This is a genomic window from Rathayibacter sp. AY1F2, from assembly GCF_002930885.1.
Lineage (GTDB): Bacteria > Actinomycetota > Actinomycetes > Actinomycetales > Microbacteriaceae > Rathayibacter.
Genome location: NZ_PSVG01000001.1, coordinates 113,124 through 132,771, shown reverse-complemented (window position 1 = coordinate 132,771; position 19,648 = coordinate 113,124). Strand labels below are relative to the sequence as shown.

Below are 19,648 nucleotides of genomic sequence, written 5' to 3'. Positions count from 1 at the left end.
GCATGGCCTTCGCCGCCTTCGCCACGGGGCAGGCGGATCCTCAGGACGCTCCGGTCCGCCGGCGGTCGACGGTCGCGCTCGTCCTGCTGCTGCCGGGCATCGCCTACATGCTGCTGTTCTTCCTGGCGCCGCTGATCTCGCTCGTGCTCACGTCCTTCCAGGCCGAGGTGCCGGACGGGGACATCGGCGAGTACGCCCCCGGGTTCGCCTGGCAGAACTACCTCGTGGTGATGGGCGACTACTGGCCGCACGTGCTCCGCTCCTTCGGCTACGCGCTGATCGCGACGGTGCTCGCGCTGGTGATCAGCTACCCGCTGGCCTACTTCATCGGAGTGAAGGCGCGGCCCTGGCCGCTGCTGCAGAACCTGCTCCTCACGCTGGTGATCGCGCCCTTCTTCATCAGCTTCCTGCTCCGGACGCTGGCGTGGAAGCAGATCCTCGCGGACGAGAGCCCGCTCGTGCAGGCGCTCAAGGCCGTGGCGGTCCTGCCGAGCGACGGCCACCTCACGGGGACGCCGATCGCCGTGATCTTCGGCATCACCTACAACTTCATCCCGTTCATGACGCTGCCGCTGTACACGACGCTCGAGCGCCTCGACGTACGCTTCCTGGAGGCAGGGTCGGATCTCTACGCGCACCCCGCCTCCGTGTTCTGGAGCGTGACCGTCCCCCTGTCGATGCCGGGCATCGTCTCCGGCACGCTGCTGACGTTCATCCCCGCGGCGGGCGACTACATCAACGCGAGCCGGGACTTCCTCGGCTCGTCGCAGACCTCGATGGTGGGCAACGCGATCGAGGCGAACTTCCTCACGCTCGAGAACTACCCGGCGGCCGCCGCGCTCTCGATCGTGCTGATGGCCGTGATCCTGGTCATCGTCGGCTTCTACGTGAAGCGCAGTGGAACGGAGGACCTCCTGTGACCGCGACGGCCGACCGTCCGCTCGCGAGCGCCCAGGAGGCGCTCGGCGCGCCGCCCCCCGCCCCGATCCGGGGCCGCCGCCGCTTCCGGGGCCTCGGGCTCGGCGTCTACACGGCGCTGGCGCTGCTCTTCCTGCTCATCCCTATCGGGTACACCTTCGTCTTCTCCTTCAACGACTCGGGGAAGAGCAACCTCGCCTGGCGCGGGTTCACCCTCGACAAGTGGGTGTCGGCCTGGACCAGTGAAGAGGTGATGACCGCCTTCGGGAACAGCCTGCTGGTCGGTGTGATCGCCACCGTGCTGGCCACTGCGCTCGGCACCATGATCGCCATCGCGCTCGTGCGGTTCCGCTTCCGGTTCCGGTCGGCGATCAGCCTGCTGCTGTTCCTCCCCATGGCGACTCCGGAGGTGGTGCTCGGAGCCGGCCTCGCCGCGCAGTTCCTCAGCGTGGGCGCCGAGAAGGGGCTGGTCACGATCGTGCTGGCGCACACGATGTTCTGCATCAGCTTCGTCGTGGTCACCGTGAAGGCGCGGGTGGCGAGCCTGGACCCGAAGCTGGAGGAGGCGGGACGCGACCTCTACGCGTCGCCGAACCAGGTCTTCTGGCGGATCACCTTCCCGCTGCTGCTGCCCGGCATCCTCGCCGCGGCGCTGCTCTCGTTCGCGCTGAGCTTCGACGACTTCATCATCACGAACTTCAACTCCGGATCGGTCACCACGTTCCCGAAGTACATCTACATCGCGGCGGCGCGCGGCATCCCGGCGGAGGCGAACGTCATCGCATCGGCGGTGTTCGTCCTGGCGATCCTCGTGGTGGTGATCACGCAGTTCTCCGCGGCTGCCCGGGCGAAGCGCCTCGCGCGCGAGCAGTAGCTCAGGGCGTGCCGGGACGTGCGGTCAGACGTAGGAGGCGCGGATCGCGCCGACCGGGCGCCCGCCGCCCGACACGACCGGGTTCAGCCGCACCAGCACGTCGTTCGCCGCAGTCCGGTCCACCGCGTCCGCCTCGACCAGGAGCTTCAGCGCGACCACTGTCGCGGCGCGCAGGCTCCCGTCGAGGATCTTCAGGGCGACGGTGGTGCCGTCGGGCGAGGCCATCACGAGCACGCCCTCGGCGCCGAGCTTGGCGACCAGGCCCAAGCGCTCGATCACGACGGTGTTGTCCCGGCCCGGGCCGTCGATCGCCCACGCGTTCTCGAGGATCGCGGCCGTGAGGACGCCGGCCTGGCGGTAGAGGCCGAACGGTGAGGCGGGGGAGGAGGACACGATCCGCGAGACGCCCTTCGCCAGCGCGGTCAGAGGAAGGGCGTGCACGGGAGCTCCGCAGCCGTCGATCCCCGAGGCCACGACGCGCTCGCCGGTGAGGCGCTCGATCGTGTCGACGATGTGCTGCTGCAGCGGGTGCGTCCGCTCGAGGTAGTCCTCGGTGCTCCAGCCGTTCTGCACGCAGGCCAGCAGCATCGCCGCGTGCTTGCCCGAGCAGTTCATGTAGAGCGGGTCCGGAGTCGCGCCCGCCCGCAGCAGCTGAGCGCGGGTCCCGGAGTCGCCGGGCCAGTCGGCCGGGCACTGCAGGGCGGTGTGGTCCAGGCCGGCGCGGAAGAGCAGGTTCTGCACCAGCGCCACGTGCTGGGGGATGCCGGCGTGGCTCGCGGTGGCGATGACCGCCTCCGCGCCGTTCAGCTCGACTCCGGCGGTCATCACCGCGAGGGCCTGGAACGGCTTGAGGCAGGAGCGGGGGAAGACGGGAGCCGTCGGGGTGCCGAGGCTGCGGGCGACGCGGCCCTCGGAGTCGAGGAGGACGGCGGAGCCGGCGTGGCGCGACTCGACGAACCCGGATCGCTCGACGACGGCCAGCTCGACGGACTCGGCGACGGTGAAGGTTCCTGCTGGCATCCCCCCATCCTGCCCGATGCGTGGACCGGTCCCGCGCTCCCGGAGACGCCGAAGGCCACCGGGGAGCGCCTCGGCGCCCGCGGTGGCCTTCGGAGGATCGCGCCTAGAGGGTGGCGAACGCGTCGGCGATGACCGACACGGCGTCGTCGAGCAGCTCGTCGGTGAGGGCGAGGCTCGGCAGGAAGCGGACCACGTTGCCGTAGGTGCCGGCGCTCAGCACGAGGACCCCGTGCTGGGCGGCGTAGTCGATGATCGCCTGGACCGCGACGGCGTTCGGCTCCTTCGTGGTGCCGGCGGTGCCGGGCTGCACGAGCTCCATCGCCATCATCGCGCCGATGCCGCGGACGTCGCCGATGATGTCGTAGCGCTCCTGCAGGCCTCGCAGCGCCGCGCCCAGGCGTGCGCCGATCCGGTCGGCCTCGGCGAGGAGGCCCTCGCGCTCGATGCGCTCGAAGACCGCGACGGCGGCGGCGGCGGCGACGGGGTTCCCGCCGAAGGTGCCGCCCAGTCCGCCGGCCTGCGCCGAGTCCATGATCTCGGCGCGGCCAGTCACGCCCGCGAGCGGCAGGCCGCCGGCGATGCCCTTGGCCGAGAGGACGAGGTCGGGGACGAGGCCGAGGTGCTCGCTGGCGAACCAGGCGCCGGTGCGGGCCATGCCCGACTGGATCTCGTCGGCGACGAAGACGATGCCGTTGGCCGTGCACCACTCCTGCAGTGCCGGGAGGAAGCCGTCGGCGGGGACCATGAAGCCGCCCTCGCCCTGGATGGGCTCGGCGACGAGGCAGGCCAGGGCGGACGCGCCGACGGTCTTCTCGAGGTACGAGATCGCGCGCTGGGCGGCCTCGGCTCCCGACAAGCCGTCGTGGTACGGGTACGAGCTCGGCGCACGGTGGACGTCGCTGGCGAAGGGTCCGAAGCCCAGGCCGTAGGGAAGCGCCTTGAAGTTCATGGCCATCGTGAGGTTCGTGCGTCCGTGGTACGCGTGGTCGAGCACCGCGACGCCGGGGCGGCCGGTGTGCTTGCGCGCGATCTTGACGGCGTTCTCGACCGCCTCGGCACCGGAGTTGACCAGGACGGTCTTCTTGGCGAAGTCGCCGGGGGTGTGCTGGGCCAGCAGCTCCGCGACGCGGATGTAGGGCTCGTACGGAGTGACGGTGAAGAGGGTGTGCGTGAGGCGCGCGAGCTGCTCCGCGGCGGCCGCGACGACGGAGTCGTCGGTGTGCCCGATCGTCGTGACGCCGATGCCGGCGCCGAGGTCGATGAAGCTGTTGCCGTCGACGTCGACCAGGATCGCGCCGTGCGCGCGGTCGATGTAGACGGGGAGCGCGGTGCCGACGCCGGTGGGCACGACGGCGAGGCGGCGCTCGTGCAGGGCCCGGGATCGCGGCCCGGGGATCTCGGTCGCGACGCGCCGCTCCTGGGGGACTGCGGACGTGGGAACCTGGGGGGCGAGCGTGTCTGTCATGGTCCTCGGAGTCTACCCGCGGGGGTTCCGCGTCCAGAGGTCCAGACCGGCGCGACCGGCCTGATCCACCGCCGTCGAGGAGGAGCCCGATGAAGTCCGAGCACGAGTACGCGGTGTCCGTCGTCTGGGAGGGCGACCGGGGCACCGGCACGAGCGGCTACCGCGAGTACGGGCGCCAGCTGACCGTCACGGCGGAGGGCCCGGCGCCCATCCTCGCCTCGGCCGACACGCCCTTCCGGGGCGACGCCGACCGCTGGAACCCGGAGCAGCTGCTCCTCGCGGCGCTCGCGCAGTGCCACCTCCTCTCCTACCTGCACGTGGCGGTCAAGAACGGAGTCGTCGTCACCGGCTACACGGACGACGCGGTGGGCTCGATGCTGCAGGAGGGGGAGAGCGGCCGCTTCACCTCGGTGACCCTCCGGCCCCGCGTCACTGTCGCCGAGGAGTCGATGGTGGCGATCGCCCAGACGCTGCACGCCGAGGCCTCCCGGCTCTGCTTCATCGCGAACTCGGTGAACTTCCCCGTCGCCCACGAGCCGGAGGCGTCCGCGCGCTGAGGCTCAGCGGCGCTCGTGCGGGAGCGCCCGGCGGATGCGCTCGACCGTGGTCGTCGGCGGCGACTCGTTGTACGCACCGGCGAGCTCCTGCCCGGAGAGCGCGTGGACGGCCGCCATCACCTCGTCGGTGGCGTGGCGTCGGGCGCGGCCGGAGTCGGCGGAGCCGTGCCGCGAGAGGTCCAGCGGAGCCCCGAAGCGGACCGTGATCCGGTGCAGGCGCGGCACCCTCGTGCCCACCGGCTGGAGCTCCTGCGTGCCGATCATGCCGACGGGGACCACCGGCGCGCCCGTGGTGAGGGCGAGCCATGCCACTCCGGTGCGGCCCTTGTAGAGGCGCCCGTCGCGGGAGCGGGTGCCCTCGGGGTAGACGGCGAACGCCTCGTCCCGCTCGAGGATCGCCCGGCCGAGGTCCAGCGCCTCCTGAGCGGCCTGGCCGGCGCCGCGCTCGACCGCGACGGCTCCGACGCTCGTGAAGAACGCGCGCGAGAGGGCGCCCCGCACGCCGGTCCCCGTGAAGTAGTCCGACTTGGCCAGGAACTGCACCGGCCGCGGGGCGAGCAGCGTCAGCACCGGGGAGTCGATGAACGAGAGGTGGTTGGCCGCCAGGATCACGCGTCCCTCGGCCGGGACGTTGTCGCGCCCCTCCACGATCGGCCGGTAGACCAGCCGGCCGACGCCGCCGATGGACAGGCGCGCCAGACGCGCGGAGAGGCCGATCCCCGGGGGAGTCGGCCTCTCGTGGTCGTCGTCGATCCGCATTCCGACGAAGCTACCGGGGCGTCCATGCCGCTCCGGTCATGCGGCGGATCAGCCGAACTGGGCGAGCGCCTCCTCGATGACCGTCGCGGCGTCGTCGATGAGCTCCTCGCTGATGACCACGCTCGGCATGATCCGCAGCACGCTGTCCCAGCTGCCCGCGTCGAGGACGATCACGCCGTTCGTGGTGGCATGCTTCAGGATCGCGGTGAGCGCCTCCGGGTACTGCTTCTTCGTGCCCGGGTGGACGAGCTCGACGCCCCACATCGCGCCCTTGCCGCGGACCTCGCCCACGACCGCGAAGCGCTCGGCCCAGTCGCCGATCCGCGCCTGCAGCAGGCGCTCGACCCGCTGCGCCTCCTCCAGCAGGCCCTCGGACTCGATCGCCTCGAACGTCGCGAGCGCCGCGGCGGTGGAGACGGGGTTGCCGCCGAACGTGCCGCCGATGCCGCCGGGCTGCACGGCGTCCATGATCTCGGCGCGGCCGGTGACGGCGGCGAGCGGGAAGCCGCCGGCGATGCCCTTGGCCGTCGTGATGAGGTCCGGGACCACGCCGTGGTGCTCGATGGAGTACCAGGTGCCGGTGCGGGCGATGCCGGCCTGGATCTCGTCCGCGACGAAGACGATGCCGTTCTCGGTGCAGAACTCGGACAGGCGGCGGAAGTAGCCCGGCGCCGGGATGATGATGCCGCCGTCGCCCTGGATCGGCTCGACGAAGAGCGCGGCCAGCTCCTGCGCGCCGATGTGGGTGGTGATGTAGTCGATGGTGCGCTCGGCCGCCTCCTCGCCCGTCATGCCCTCGGGGTCGCGGAACGGGTAGCTGATCGGGAGGCTGTAGATCTCGCCCGGGAAGGGGCCCATGCCCGCGCGCTCCGGCCAGGGGCGGTAGGTCATCGCCATCGTGAGGTTGGTGCGGCCGTGGAAGGCGTGGTCGAGCGTCGCGATGGCGCGGCGGCCGGTGAACTTCCGCGCGATCTTGACGGCGTTCTCGACCGCCTCCGCGCCGGAGTTGACCAGGATCGAGTGCTTCTCGAAGTCCCCGGGGGTGATCTCGGCGAGCTTCTCGGCGACCCGGACGTAGTTCTCGTACGGAGTGACGGTGAAGAGGGTGTGCGTCAGCTTCTCGGCCTGCGCGGCGGCCGCCGCGGCGACCGCGGGGTGCGCGTGGCCGATGGTGGTCACTCCGATGCCGCAGCCGAGGTCGATCAGGCGGTTGCCGTCGACGTCGACCAGGACCGCGCCCGACGCGTGGTCCATGTAGATGTTCGCGAGCGTCCCGGCGCCGCGGGAGACGCTGGCGACGCGGCGCTCCTGGAGGGCGACGGAGCGCGGGCCGGGGAGCTCGGTGACGAGCTCTCGGGACTGGGGGACCGAGAATTCACGCATGCCCCGATGGTAGGCCTGGGACCGTTCGAGGACCCGCACCCAGCGCGTTGCGAGGCGCGCCGTGCAGGATGGAGGCGATCCCCGAACGTCCACCGGCCGCCGCCGGTCACGAAAGGTGCCCCTGTGCGCAGAACCCTCGCGATCCTCGCCGTCCTCGGCGCCTCCCTGAGCCTGGCGGCCTGCACCCCCGGGGAGCCGGATGCAGCGCCGTCCGCCTCCGCCACCCCGCTCGGCTGCGCGACCGAGGGCGAGGCGACCGCCGCAGTGCAGACCAGCGGCGACTTCGCCACCAAGCCGGTCACCGTGTTCCCCAGCCCGGTCAGCGTGGACGCCACCGAGCGCTCCGTCGCGATCGAGGGCACCGGCGAGGAGGTCGCCGAGGGTGACACCGTGCTGGTCGACTACACGCTCTACAACGGGACGAGCGGTGCCGAGTTCTCGGCGAGCAGCTACGCGTCCGGTGGCCGCGCGGCCTTCGAGGTCGACACCGACCAGTACCTCGCCGGTCTCGTGAAGGCCGTCAACTGCGCGACCGTCGGCTCGCGCGTCGTCGCCGTCGTTCCCCCGGCCGACGCGTTCGGCGACGCCGGGCAGAGCCAGTTCGGCATCGCCGCGACCGACTCGATCGTCATGGTGATCGACGTCGAGCAGATCGTGCCGACCGCCGCCGACGGCGAGCCGCAGCCCCCGGTCGACGGCCTGCCGACGGTGGCGCTCGCCGAGGACGGGGCGCCCACCGTCACCATCCCCTCGACCGACCCGCCCGCCGACCTGCAGCTCGCCGTCCTCAAGAAGGGGAGCGGCGCGACCGTGGCCGACGGCGACCAGCTGATCGTGCAGTACCAGGGCGTGGTCTGGGGCACCGGCGAGGTGTTCGACCAGAGCTGGGGGAAGCCCGCTCCCGCCGCCTTCGGCACCGGCGACGTGATCGAGGGCTTCAAGGAGGCCGTGGTCGGCCAGACCGTCGGCTCGCAGGTGCTGGTCACCATCCCGCCGTCGAAGGGCTACGGCGACCAGGGCAACCAGAACGCGGGGATCAGCGGGACCGACACCCTCGTCTTCGTGGTCGACATCCTCGCCATCAGCTGACCGGGAGGCGCTGGGCGCTCCGTGCCAGGATGGGCGGATGCGCAGGGTCATCATCCTCGGCTCGACCGGGTCCATCGGCACGCAGGCTCTCGACGTCATCGGCGCGAACCGCGAGCGGTTCGAGGTCGTCGGCCTCGCCGCCGGCTCGAACCGGGCGGCGGTCGCCGAGCAGGCGTCCGCGTTCGGCGTCGAGCACACGGCGTTCGGCGCGGAGGAGGCCGAGCAGCTGATCCGCTCGGTCGACGCGGACGTCGTGCTGAACGGGATCACCGGCTCGGTGGGGCTCGGCCCGACGCTCGCGGCGCTCGAGGAGGGCAGGACGCTCGCCCTCGCCAACAAGGAGTCGCTGATCGTCGGCGGCGAGCTCGTCACCTCGCTCGCCGGTCCCGGCCAGATCGTGCCGGTCGACTCCGAGCACTCCGCGATCGCCCAGGCCCTCCTCGCGGGCGAGCACCGCGAGGTCCGCCGCCTCGTGCTGACCGCGTCCGGCGGGCCGTTCCGGGGACGCGACCGCGCCTCCCTCCGCGACGTCACCCCGGCGCAGGCGCTCGCGCACCCGACCTGGGACATGGGCCTGGTCGTCACGACCAACTCCTCCACCCTGGTCAACAAGGGGCTCGAGGTGATCGAGGCGCACCTGCTCTTCGACGTCCCCTACGACCGGATCGACGTCACCGTGCACCCGCAGTCGGTGATCCACTCGATGGTCGAGTACGTCGACGGCTCGACGATCGCCCAGGCCTCGCCGCCGGACATGCGGCTCCCGATCTCGCTCGGCCTCGACTGGCCGCACCGCGTCGCCGGGGTCGGCGTCCCGCTCGACTGGACCCGCTCCCACTCCTGGACGTTCGAGCCGCTGGACGAGGAGGCGTTCCCCTCGGTCCGGCTCGCGAAGCGCGTCGGGGAGGCGGGCGCCTCCTACCCGGCCGTGTTCAACGCGGCGAACGAGCAGGCCGTGCAGGCGTTCCACGCGGGGCGGATCGGCTACCTCGACATCCTCGAGACGGTGGAGGCGGTGGTCGACGCGCACAGCGTCGACGGCACGCTGACCCGCGAGTCGCTGGCCGCGGCGGAGGAGTGGGCGCGCCGCACGGCGGACGAGCGGATCGCCGGAGTCTGACCAGGGGTCATCCGGACGGGCTCCGTTTCCGCGGATCCTTGTCGGCGGACGTCGCGCCGCTGATCCTCTCGGCCGCGGAGTTCATCGGATCCGTGCAGGCGCACCCCAGCGTGGACGGGCGGGCCCGGCCTACAGTGTGTCGGTGGAATCCGTGCTGCTCTTCGTCCTCGGCGTCGTCATCATCGCCGTCGGCGTCGCCCTCTCCATCGCCCTGCACGAGGTCGGGCACCTGCTCCCCGCCAAGCTGTTCGGGGTCAAGGTCACGCAGTACATGATCGGGTTCGGGCCGACCCTCTTCTCCCGGCGCCGAGGCGAGACGGAGTACGGCGTCAAGGCGATCCCGCTCGGCGGCTACATCGCCATGATCGGCATGTACCCGCCGAAGCACCCGGGGGACCGGCCCACGGAGTCGAGCACCGGCTTCTTCAACGGCCTGGCGTCCTCCGAGGCCCAGCTCGAGGAGCCCCGGCGCGGCGCCTACGCCACGATGATCGACGAGGCCCGCGCCGCCAGCGCCGAGACGATCGGCGACGGCGAGGACCACCGCGCGTTCTACCGGCTCCCCGTGTGGAAGCGCGTGATCGTCATGGCCGGCGGCCCCTTCATGAACCTCGTGATCGCCACGGTCCTCTTCACCGTCCTCCTCTGCGGCATCGGGATCCCGCAGAGCACCAGCACCCTCGCCGCGGTCTCGCAGTGCGTGGTCCCGGAGTCGCAGCGCGCGACCGCGACCTGCACCGCCGACGACCCGCTGGCACCCGGAGCCGCGGCGGGCCTGCTGCCGGGCGACACGATCACGGCGATCGACGGCACTCCGGTGAGCACCTGGAACGACCTGACCCCGATCATCCAGCGCTCCGCGGGCGTCCCGCTCAGCGTGTCCGTCCAGCGCGACGGCGCCCCGCTGACCCTCACGATCACCCCCGCCGAGAACGAGGTCGCGGTGACCGACGCGAACGGCGCCCCCGTCACCGACGCCTCCGGTGCGATCGAGACGCAGACGGTCGGCTTCATCGGCATCTCGCCCACGTCGGCCCTCGCGCAGCAGCCGGTCACCGCGGTGCCCGAGACGGTCTGGTCGAACATCACCAGCGTCGCCCATGTGATCCTCAACCTGCCGCAGCGCCTCATCGACGTCGCCCAGGCGGCGTTCGGCTCGGAGGCGCGCGACGCCAACGGCCCGATCAGCGTCGTCGGAGTCGGCCGGATCGCGGGCGAGATCGCCGCCTCCGACCAGCTCCCCGTCGTGTCGAAGGTGCAGACGATGGTCGGCGTCCTCGCCTCGCTCAACATCGCCCTCCTCGTCTTCAACCTGGTGCCGCTGCTCCCCATGGACGGCGGCCACATCGCCGGCGCCCTCTGGGAGGGCCTGCGCCGCCGGATCGCCAAGCTCTTCGGACGCCGCGACCCCGGCCCCGTCGACATCGCCCGCCTGCTCCCGCTCACCTACGTCGTCGTCCTCGTCCTTGGCGGCATGAGCGCCCTCCTCATCTACGCCGACATCGTCAAGCCGATCACGCTGTTCTGAGTTGGATTCCACGCCGGGCCTCGCCCGGCGTGGCGCGGTCGGTTTCTCGGGGTGGGGGCGTGGGTGGAGCGGGGTGCGGACGGCTGGGGCGAATCGCTGGGACGCGATTCACCCGTTCGCCTCGGGGGTGGCAGGGCGGTCGCTGACCGGCGTGGCGCGGTCCGCTCTGTGAAGGGAGCGGGCTGGCAGCGTCTGCGGTGAATCGCTCGGACGGGATCGGCGGTTCGGCTCGGGAGCGAGGCGACCGCGGATCGTCGTGCGGTCTCGGGCTGAGAGCAGGTGCGGTGGGCGGGTTCCGAGGCCCGCAGGAGGGGCGGCGGCTGGGAAGGTGCGGCGAGCGGACGAGGGGTACCGCGGCGCGCGTACGATGGGGCGCGTGCCAGCAGTGAATCTGGGTCTTCCCAAGGTCCCCATGACCCTCGCCCCCCGCCGCAAGTCCCGCCAGATCAAGGTGGGCAAGGTGCTCGTGGGCGGTGACGCGCAGGTCAGCGTCCAGTCGATGTGCACCACACCGACGACGAACATCAACGCGACCCTCCAGCAGATCGCCGAGCTCACCGCGTCCGGCTGCGACATCGTCCGCGTCGCGGTGCCGAGCCGCGACGACGCGGAGGCGCTGCCGATCATCGCCAAGAAGAGCCAGATCCCGGTCATCGCCGACATCCACTTCCAGCCCAACTACGTCTACGCCGCGATCGACGCCGGCTGCGCCGCGGTCCGCGTGAACCCCGGCAACATCCGCAAGTTCGACGACCAGGTCGGCAAGATCGCCGCCGCCGCGAAGGCCGCCGGCGTCTCGATCCGCATCGGCGTCAACGCCGGCTCGCTCGAGCCGAGCATCCTGCAGAAGTACGGCAAGCCCACCCCCGAGGCCCTCGTCGAGAGCGCCGTCTGGGAGGCCAGCCTCTTCGAGGAGCACGACTTCCACGACTTCAAGATCTCGGTCAAGCACAACGACCCCGTCGTCATGGTGAAGGCCTACCGCCAGCTCGCCGAGCGCGGCGACTGGCCCCTCCACCTCGGCGTCACCGAGGCCGGCCCCGAGTTCCAGGGGACCATCAAGTCCGCCACCGCCTTCGGCATCCTCCTCGGCGAGGGCATCGGCGACACCATCCGCGTGTCCCTCTCGGCCCCGCCCGCGCAGGAGGTCAAGGTCGGCCTGCAGATCCTCCAGTCGCTGAACCTCCGCGAGCGCAAGCTCGAGATCGTCTCCTGCCCCAGCTGCGGCCGCGCGCAGGTCGACGTCTACACGCTCGCCAACGACGTCACCGCCGGCCTCGAGGGCATGAGCGTCCCGCTGCGCGTCGCCGTCATGGGCTGCGTCGTCAACGGACCCGGCGAGGCCCGCGAGGCCGACCTGGGCGTCGCCTCCGGCAACGGCAAGGGCCAGATCTTCGTCAAGGGCGAGGTCATCAAGACCGTCCCCGAGGCCGAGATCGTCCAGACCCTCATCGAGGAGGCCAACCGCCTGGCCGCCGAGATGCCGGCCGACGACACCTCGACCGGAGCCCCGGTCGTCACCGTCGGCGCGAACTGACGGCGCGGGGCGGATCGACGTGGTCCGCCCCGCACTGCGCCTCGCGCTCGTGGTCGTCGCCGCCGCGCTCCTCGCCTCCGGTGTCGCCGCGCTCCGCAGCGGCCCGTCCTCCGAGGCCGGCGAGTGCATCGACAGCCGCAGCCCGCAGGACCCCTTCGGCTGCGACCGCTGGGTGCTGACCGCGGCCGAAGGGGAGACCCCGTACACGGCCTGGGTCGAGGACGCCCGCGTCCGCCTCCGCTCCGAGAGCGTCGGGGGTGCGCCGACCCTGGTCGTCGGCACCGGCTGCCTCGTGGTCAGCGCCGCCTACCGGATCGACGACGGCGTGCTGATCCCCGGCGACGAGGTGACCGGCTCCGACACCTGCTCCGACACGCCGAGCCCCGAGGCCATCCGGCTCCGGGCGCTCCTCTCCGGCCCGATGACGATCGGCGGCACCCCCGACGACGTGCTGCTGGACGGCACGGGCGGAGCGGTCGTCTTCTCGCGGATCCCCGACTGAGGCTCCCGGCGCCCTCGCGAGCCGGGGGAGCGCAGCGGATAGGATCGTCCCTCGTGGTCACCCGTCTCTCGCATCTGTTCGTCCGCACGCTCCGGGAGGATCCCGCCGACGCCGAGGTCGCGGGCCACCGCCTCCTCGTCCGCGCGGGCTACATCCGCCGTCAGGCGCCCGGCGTCTTCGCCTGGCTGCCGCTGGGACTGCGCGTCAAGCGCCGCATCGAGCGGATCATCCACGAGGAGATGGAGGCCGCCGGCGCCCAGGAGGTGCACTTCCCCGCGCTCCTGCCCCGCGAGCCCTACGAGCTCTCGGGCCGCTGGACCGAGTACGGCGACGGCGTGTTCCGCCTGAAGGACCGCAAGGACGCCGACTACATGCTGGCTCCCACGCACGAGGAGTTCTTCACGCTGCTCGTGAAGGACCTCTACTCCTCCTACAAGGACCTGCCCCTGTCGATCTACCAGATCCAGGACAAGTACCGGGACGAGGCGCGGCCCCGCGCGGGCCTCCTGCGCGGCCGCGAGTTCACGATGAAGGACGCGTACTCCTTCGACTACACCGACGCCGGCCTCGACGCGAGCTACCAGCGCCAGCGCGACGCCTACGAGCGGATCTTCGCCCGTCTGGGCCTGGAGTACGTGATCGTGCAGGCCGACGCCGGAGCGATGGGCGGCTCCCGGAGCGAGGAGTTCCTGCACCCCACCCCCGTCGGCGAGGACACCTTCGTCCGGTCGGCGGGAGGGTACGCGGCGAACGTCGAGGCGTACCGCACGCCCGTCCCCGCGGCGCTGCCCGTCGAGGGCCTGCCCGAGGCGCGCGTCTTCGACTCGCCCGACACCCCGACCATCCAGACCCTGGTCGACCTGGCGAACGCGACGCAGCCCCGCCCCGACGGCCGCGCCTGGACCGCCGCCGACACCCTGAAGAACGTCGTCCTCGCGCTCACCGCGCTCGACGGCACCCGCGAGCTCGTGATCGTCGGCCTGCCCGGCGACCGCGACGTCGACCTCAAGCGCGCCGAAGTGGCGTTCACCCCGGCCGAGGTCGAGGCCGCCACGGCGGAGGACTTCGCGAAGCACCCCGGACTGGTCAAGGGCTACATCGGACCCTGGTCGGCCGAGGGAGCCGTCCTGGGCGAGGAGTCGGCGACCGGCGTCCGCTACCTGCTCGACCCGCGCGTGGTCGACGGCACCGCCTGGATCACCGGGGCCAACGTCTCCGGGCAGCACGTCCTCGACCTGGTCGCCGGCCGCGACTTCCACGGCGACGCCACCGTCGAGGTCGCGGACGTCCGCACCGGCGACGAGGCGCCCGACGGCTCGGGCCCGATCGAGACCGCCCGCGGCATGGAGATCGGCCACGTCTTCCAGCTCGGCCGCAAGTACGCCGACGTCCTCGGGCTGAAGGTGCTCGACGAGAACGGAAAGCTCGTCACCGTCACGATGGGCTCCTACGGCATCGGCGTGACCCGCATCCTCGCCATCATCGCCGAGGCCACCCACGACGACCGCGGACTGCTGTGGCCCGCGAACGTCGCGCCGTTCGACGTGCACGTCATCGCGACCGGCAAGGACGCGGCGGCTCTCGAGCTCGCCGAGTCGGTCGGCGCCTCCCTCGAGGCCGCCGCCCGCGACGTGCTGATCGACGACCGCCCGAAGGTCTCGCCCGGCGTCAAGTTCGGCGACGCCGAGCTGATCGGGGTGCCCGTGATCGTCATCGCGGGGCGAGGAGCGGCAGACGGGATCGTCGAGCTGTGGGACCGCCGGTCCGGCGAGCGCGAGCAGCTCCCGGTCGCCGAGGCGCTCGCCCGGCTGGGCGCCTAGACCCGACACGCCGAGGGCCCCGCCACCGCTTCCCGCGGCAGGCGGGGCCCTCCGTGCCTCGGCAGGAACCGCGGGTGGAACCCCGGGCCGCGTCGGGTACCCTTGAGGGCTGATCCGGGTGAGAGCCCGGCAGGCGAACGACCGCGGTCACCACCGCGGCATCCAAGTGAATAGAGAGAAAGGCCCGCCCGTGGACATCGACCTGAGCGTTCTGCGACTCATGGAGCGCGAGCGCGAGATCCCCTTCGAGGAACTCGTGCAGATCATCGAGCAGGCGATCCTGACCGCCTACCTCAAGCACATCGGCCAGGCCGACGACGCCGACAAGGCCACCGCCGTCGACGCGCGCGTGCACCTCGACCGCAAGACCGGTCACGTCTCGGTCTTCGTGCCCGAGCTCGACGAGGAGGGCGCCGTCGTGGGCGAGGCCGAGGACTCCCCGCGCGACTTCGGCCGCATCGCCGCCTTCGCCGCGAAGCAGGTCATCAACCAGCGCCTGCGCGACATCGCCGACGAGCACGTGCTCGGCGAGTTCAAGGGCCGCGAGGGCGACATCGTCGCCGGCGTCATCCAGCAGGGCCCCAACCCGCGGATGATCCACGTCGACCTCGGCTCCATCGAGGCGATCCTCTCGCCCGAGGAGCAGGTGCCCGGCGAGGACTACAGCCACGGACGCCGCATCCGCGTCTACGTCACGAGCGTCGGCCGCGGACCCAAGGGCCCGTCGGTCCAGGTGTCCCGCACCCACCCGTCGCTGGTGCGCAAGCTGTTCGCCCTCGAGGTCCCCGAGATCGCGTCCGGCGTGGTGGAGATCGTCTCCCTCGCCCGCGAGGCCGGCCACCGCACCAAGATCGCGGTGCGCGCGACCGAGCCCGGCGTGAACGCCAAGGGCGCCTGCATCGGCGAGCTCGGCCAGCGCGTGCGCGCGGTGACCGCCGAGCTCAACAACGAGAAGATCGACATCGTCGACTACTCCTCCGACCTGCCGACCTTCGTCGCCAGCGCGCTCTCGCCCGCCAAGGTGACCAGCGCGTTCGTGATCGACCAGAGCCTCAAGGCCGTCCGCGCGCTCGTCCCCGACTACCAGCTCTCGCTCGCCATCGGCAAGGAGGGCCAGAACGCCCGCCTCGCCGCCAAGCTGACCGGCGCGAAGATCGACATCCAGCCCGATTCGGTGATGGACGGGGAGTGATCCCCGAGCATCGGCCGTGCGGGGGAGCGGTCCCGGAGGGGAGGGAGTAGAGTGGAAGCCGTCAGAACGTGCGTCGGCTGCCGTCTGCGCGCCCCCCGGGCCTCTCTTCTGAGGCTGGTCCTCCACTCGAACGTCCTCGCGGTAGACCCGCGTGCCGTCCGTCCTGGTCGGGGAGCGTGGCTCCACGACACAGCCGACTGCTACGAGCTCGCGGTCAAGCGCCGCGCGTTCGGAAGAGCGTTCCGGACACGCGAGAGCGTGGACGCGAGCGAGCTGGAGCAGTACATCGCACGATCCGACCGGCTCGGCCCCTCGACCGGAGGGGCCGGAGCAGCGCACGATCACACCATAGAGAACAGGCAGAACGGCCCGTGAACTGATCATGAGCGAAGACTGATGAGCGGCTCGAAATGAGACCCGTCCGTTCGTGACGCCTGCCCCCGTCTTGGGTGCAGGCCCAAGACAGGAGAGAAGTGGCAAAACCACGCGTACACGAGATCGCATCCGAACTGGGTGTCGATAGCAAGGTCGCACTTGCGAAGTTGAAGGAGCTCGGCGAGTTCGTCAAGGGCCCGTCCTCGAGCATCGAACCCCCGGTGGCGCGCAAGCTCCGCCAGGCCCTCCAGGGCCAGGGCGGTTCCTCCGCGGGAGCGTCGGCGACCCCGGCCGCCCCCGCCGCCGGCGCCCGTCCCGGGGCCCCGCGCCCCTCCGGCGCGCGTCCGTCCGCGCCCACGCCCGGACCGGCCAAGCCGCCCGCTCCGGCGCCGGCACCGCCGATGTCGGTCGCCGAGCGCCAGGCCCAGGCTCAGGCCGCCCAGGAGGCCGCGGCCGCTCAGCGCGCTCAGGCAGCCAAGGACGCGCCCGCCGAGGCCGCCGCTCCGGCTCCGACCGAGGCCCCCGCGGCTCCGGCCGCCGCCGAGAAGCCGGCGTCCGGCGCGACCCCCGGCGGACCCAAGCCCGTGACCCCGCGTCCGGCTCCCGCCGCGAACACCCCGCGCCCCGGCGGCGCCTCGGGCGGCTCCAACCGCCCCGGCGGCACCCCGCGCCCGGGCAACAACCCGTTCGCCAGCAACCAGGGCATGGGACAGCGTCCCGCCGCCCCGCGCCCCGGCAACAACCCCTTCGCCAGCTCGCAGGGCATGGGATCGCGTCCGACCCCGGGCAACATCCCCCGCCCGGCTGCTCCGCGCCCCGGCGCGCCCCGACCCGGCGGACCCGGCATGGGCCAGCGCCCCGCCGGCTTCGGCCAGCGTCCCGGCGGACCCGGCGGCGGAGCAGGACGTCCCGGCGGTGCCGGTCGTCCGGCCGGCGGCGGCTTCCAGCGCCCCGGCGGCGCTCCCGGTGCCGGTGGCGGCTTCGCCCCGCGTCCCGGTGGCGGCGGCGGTCGCGGTCGCGGCCCCGGCGGTGGAACCGCAGGAGCCTTCGGTCGCGGCGGCGGCAAGAGCAAGGCCCGGAAGTCCAAGCGCACGAAGCGTCAGGAGTTCGAGCTCAGGGAGGCCCCGTCGCTCGGCGGCGTCAGCGTCCCCCGCGGCGACGGCAGGACGGTCATCCGTCTGCGCCGCGGCGCGTCGATCTCGGACTTCGCCGACAAGATCGAGGCCATGACCGGCGTGCCGGTGCCCCCCGGCAACCTGGTCACCGTCCTCTTCGCCCTCGGCGAGATGGCGACGGCGACCGAGTCGCTCGACGAGGCCACCTTCGAGGTGCTCGGCTCCGAGCTCGGCTTCAAGATCCAGGTCGTCTCGCCCGAGGACGAGGACAAGGAGCTCCTCGAGGGCTTCGGTCTCGACCTCGAGCAGGAGCTCGACGACGAGACGGACGAGGACCTCGAGATCCGTCCGCCGGTCGTCACCGTCATGGGTCACGTCGACCACGGAAAGACGCGCCTGCTCGACGCGATCCGCAACGCCAACGTCGTCGCCGGCGAGGCGGGCGGCATCACGCAGCACATCGGTGCGTACCAGGTCGTCGCGGAGCACGAGGGCATCGAGCGCCCGATCACCTTCATCGACACCCCGGGTCACGAGGCGTTCACCGCCATGCGAGCCCGCGGTGCCCAGGTCACGGACATCGCGATCCTCGTGGTCGCGGCGGACGACGGCATCATGCCGCAGACCATCGAGGCGCTGAACCACGCCCAGGCGGCCAACGTGCCGATCGTGGTCGCGGTGAACAAGGTGGACAAGCCCGACGCCAACCCGGCCAAGGTGCGCCAGCAGCTCACCGAGTTCGGGCTCGTCGCCGAGGAGTACGGCGGAGACGTCATGTTCGTCGACGTGTCGGCTCGCGCGGGCACCGGCATCCAGGACCTCCTGGACGCCGTGCTGCTCACCGCGGACGCCGGTCTCGACCTGCGCGCCAACCCCAACAAGGAGGCGCGCGGAGTCGCGATCGAGGCGAAGCTCGACAAGGGACGCGGTGCGGTCGCGACCGTGCTCATCCAGTCGGGAACGCTGCGCGTCGGAGACGCGATCGTCGCCGGAACGGCCTACGGCCGCGTCCGTGCGATGGCGGACGAGAACGGCAACGCCGTCCTCGAAGCCGTGCCGTCGCGTCCGGTGCAGGTGCAGGGACTCTCGTCCGTGCCCCGCGCCGGCGACACCTTCCTCGTCACCGAGGAGGACCGCACGGCCCGTCAGATCGCCGAGAAGCGCGAAGCCGCTCAGCGCAACGCCCTGCTGGCCAAGGCCCGCAAGCGCATCTCGCTCGAGGACTTCACCCGTGCTCTCGAGGAGGGCAAGGTCGAGTCGCTCAACCTCATCATCAAGGGCGACGTGTCCGGTGCCGTCGAGGCGCTGGAGGAGTCGCTCGTCAAGATCGAGGTCGACGACTCGGTGCAGCTGCGCATCATCCACCGCGGTGTCGGTGCGATCACGGAGTCGGACGTCAACCTCGCGACGATCGACAACGCGATCATCGTGGGCTTCAACGTCCGCCCCGACCCGAAGGCCCGCGAGCGCGCTGCTCGAGAAGGAGTGGACATCCGCTTCTACTCGGTCATCTACAACGCGATCGAAGAGGTCGAGAACTCGCTCACGGGCATGCTCAAGCCCGAGTTCGAGGAGGTCCAGTCCGGTGTCGCCGAGATCCGCGAGGTGTTCCGCTCCTCCAAGTTCGGCAACATCGCGGGTGTCATCGTCCGCTCCGGCACGATCACCCGCAACTCGAAGGCGCGCGTCATCCGTGACGGCGTCGTGGTCGGGGACAACCTGGCCATCGAGTCGCTGCGTCGCTTCAAGGACGACGTCACGGAGGTCCGTACGGACTACGAGGCCGGTATCGGTCTCGGAAAGTACAACGACATCCAGATCGGCGACGAGATCGAGACGATCGAGATGAAGGAGAAGCCGCGAGGCTGATCCGCTCCACTGGAAGGCCCGGGTCCGCCCGGGCCTTCCGGCGTCTCACGGCGCTGTTCGTGCGGGATCGGGAGGGGACTCTCGTCCTCTCGCGCCCTGCGGGAGGAATCGGGGGCGGCCCGTGTCCCGGAGGTGCGCACCCTCCAGAGGGCGCTTCCGCACCTCCGGGCGTGGAAGGCCGTCGAAGATCAGGCGCTCCCGTCTCGGTGGGTGCGCCCGCTGAGCGAGCAGCTCGTGAGCAGCGAGCCTGCGGGCGATGTCCGGCTCCCGATCCAGCACCTGAGCCTTCCCGCCCCGGTCCCCGAGGATCCGGGGGGCGGACCCGCACTCCCTCCGATCGCGGGCACGGGTGCGGTGCCTTCTCGCGGCTCCTGGCCGGGCCTGGCGGGCGGGCCGCAGGCCCACGGGAGGGAGCCGCGAGAAGGCACCCCACCCGCGCCGTCGATGACGCGCGGTCGAGGGGCATCACGCCCCAGAAGCAAGGCCCCCTCAAACGCGACCGGTCGTCCGGGCGGAGAGTGGTTG

Annotated in this window: 16 protein-coding genes; 12 read left to right on the top strand and 4 right to left on the bottom strand. The window is 71.8% G+C overall.

The annotated features are described in order from the left end of the window. Window positions 1–2 precede the first annotated feature (2 nt). Both C5C54_RS00585 and C5C54_RS00580 read left to right on the top strand, forming a co-directional pair. Window positions 3–920, top strand: coding sequence for an ABC transporter permease (locus C5C54_RS00585; RefSeq protein ID WP_104260097.1), 918 nt, complete (start codon window positions 3–5; stop codon window positions 918–920). Between the two features lie 65 nt (window positions 921–985). Next, complete coding sequence (locus C5C54_RS00580; RefSeq protein WP_181127831.1) at window positions 986–1,792, top strand: ABC transporter permease; 807 nt, start codon at window positions 986–988, stop codon at window positions 1,790–1,792. Window positions 1,793–1,816: 24 nt separating this feature from the next. Here the strand turns inward: C5C54_RS00580 and C5C54_RS00575 are convergent, their stop codons facing one another. Both C5C54_RS00575 and gabT read right to left on the bottom strand, forming a co-directional pair. Continuing rightward, window positions 1,817–2,812 (bottom strand): asparaginase, encoded by a 996-nt coding sequence (locus C5C54_RS00575; RefSeq protein ID WP_104223039.1) that lies wholly within the window; start codon window positions 2,810–2,812, stop codon window positions 1,817–1,819. 103 nt (window positions 2,813–2,915) lie between these two features. Next, a complete protein-coding gene (gene gabT, locus C5C54_RS00570) occupies window positions 2,916–4,277 on the bottom strand; it encodes a 4-aminobutyrate--2-oxoglutarate transaminase (protein ID WP_104223040.1) in 1,362 nt (453 codons plus the stop codon). Window positions 4,278–4,366: 89 nt separating this feature from the next. Between gabT and C5C54_RS00565 the strand changes: the two genes are divergently transcribed. Next, entirely contained in the window at window positions 4,367–4,834 is a 468-nt protein-coding gene (locus C5C54_RS00565) for an OsmC family protein (RefSeq protein ID WP_104223041.1), read from the top strand. A 3-nt stretch (window positions 4,835–4,837) separates the two neighbouring features. Here C5C54_RS00565 and C5C54_RS00560 read toward each other — a convergent pair whose 3' ends face one another. Both C5C54_RS00560 and C5C54_RS00555 read right to left on the bottom strand, forming a co-directional pair. Further along, window positions 4,838–5,593 carry a 1-acyl-sn-glycerol-3-phosphate acyltransferase gene (locus C5C54_RS00560; protein ID WP_104223042.1) on the bottom strand — a complete coding sequence of 252 codons (756 nt, stop codon included), beginning with the start codon at window positions 5,591–5,593 and terminating at the stop codon, window positions 4,838–4,840. A 48-nt stretch (window positions 5,594–5,641) separates the two neighbouring features. Continuing rightward, entirely contained in the window at window positions 5,642–6,976 is a 1,335-nt protein-coding gene (locus C5C54_RS00555; RefSeq protein ID WP_104223043.1) for an aminotransferase class III-fold pyridoxal phosphate-dependent enzyme, read from the bottom strand. Window positions 6,977–7,099: 123 nt separating this feature from the next. Between C5C54_RS00555 and C5C54_RS00550 the strand changes: the two genes are divergently transcribed. From C5C54_RS00550 to infB, 9 genes are all read left to right on the top strand, one after another. Beyond that, the gene (locus C5C54_RS00550) at window positions 7,100–8,065 is read left to right on the top strand and encodes an FKBP-type peptidyl-prolyl cis-trans isomerase (protein ID WP_159939270.1); all 966 of its coding nucleotides are present in this window, start codon (window positions 7,100–7,102) and stop codon (window positions 8,063–8,065) included. 37 nt (window positions 8,066–8,102) lie between these two features. Continuing rightward, entirely contained in the window at window positions 8,103–9,185 is a 1,083-nt protein-coding gene (gene dxr / locus C5C54_RS00545; RefSeq protein WP_104223045.1) for a 1-deoxy-D-xylulose-5-phosphate reductoisomerase, read from the top strand. Window positions 9,186–9,327: 142 nt separating this feature from the next. Continuing rightward, window positions 9,328–10,713 (top strand): RIP metalloprotease, encoded by a 1,386-nt coding sequence (locus C5C54_RS00540; protein WP_258063155.1) that lies wholly within the window; start codon window positions 9,328–9,330, stop codon window positions 10,711–10,713. Between the two features lie 376 nt (window positions 10,714–11,089). After that, window positions 11,090–12,250 carry a flavodoxin-dependent (E)-4-hydroxy-3-methylbut-2-enyl-diphosphate synthase gene (ispG, locus tag C5C54_RS00535; RefSeq protein WP_173244694.1) on the top strand — a complete coding sequence of 387 codons (1,161 nt, stop codon included), beginning with the start codon at window positions 11,090–11,092 and terminating at the stop codon, window positions 12,248–12,250. A gap of 19 nt (window positions 12,251–12,269) precedes the next feature. Continuing rightward, the gene (locus tag C5C54_RS00530; RefSeq protein ID WP_104225178.1) at window positions 12,270–12,752 is read left to right on the top strand and encodes a hypothetical protein; all 483 of its coding nucleotides are present in this window, start codon (window positions 12,270–12,272) and stop codon (window positions 12,750–12,752) included. Between the two features lie 53 nt (window positions 12,753–12,805). Further along, window positions 12,806–14,572, top strand: a complete 1,767-nt coding sequence (locus C5C54_RS00525) for a proline--tRNA ligase (protein ID WP_104287585.1) — start codon at window positions 12,806–12,808, stop codon at window positions 14,570–14,572. A 190-nt stretch (window positions 14,573–14,762) separates the two neighbouring features. Beyond that, window positions 14,763–15,764 carry a transcription termination factor NusA gene (nusA, locus tag C5C54_RS00520; RefSeq protein ID WP_104225180.1) on the top strand — a complete coding sequence of 334 codons (1,002 nt, stop codon included), beginning with the start codon at window positions 14,763–14,765 and terminating at the stop codon, window positions 15,762–15,764. Between the two features lie 51 nt (window positions 15,765–15,815). Further along, complete coding sequence (locus tag C5C54_RS00515; protein ID WP_104225593.1) at window positions 15,816–16,139, top strand: YlxR family protein; 324 nt, start codon at window positions 15,816–15,818, stop codon at window positions 16,137–16,139. A 98-nt stretch (window positions 16,140–16,237) separates the two neighbouring features. After that, on the top strand, window positions 16,238–19,123 hold the full coding sequence (gene infB / locus C5C54_RS00510) for a translation initiation factor IF-2 (RefSeq protein ID WP_104246572.1): 2,886 nt from the start codon (window positions 16,238–16,240) through the stop codon (window positions 19,121–19,123). Window positions 19,124–19,648: the final 525 nt, after the last annotated feature.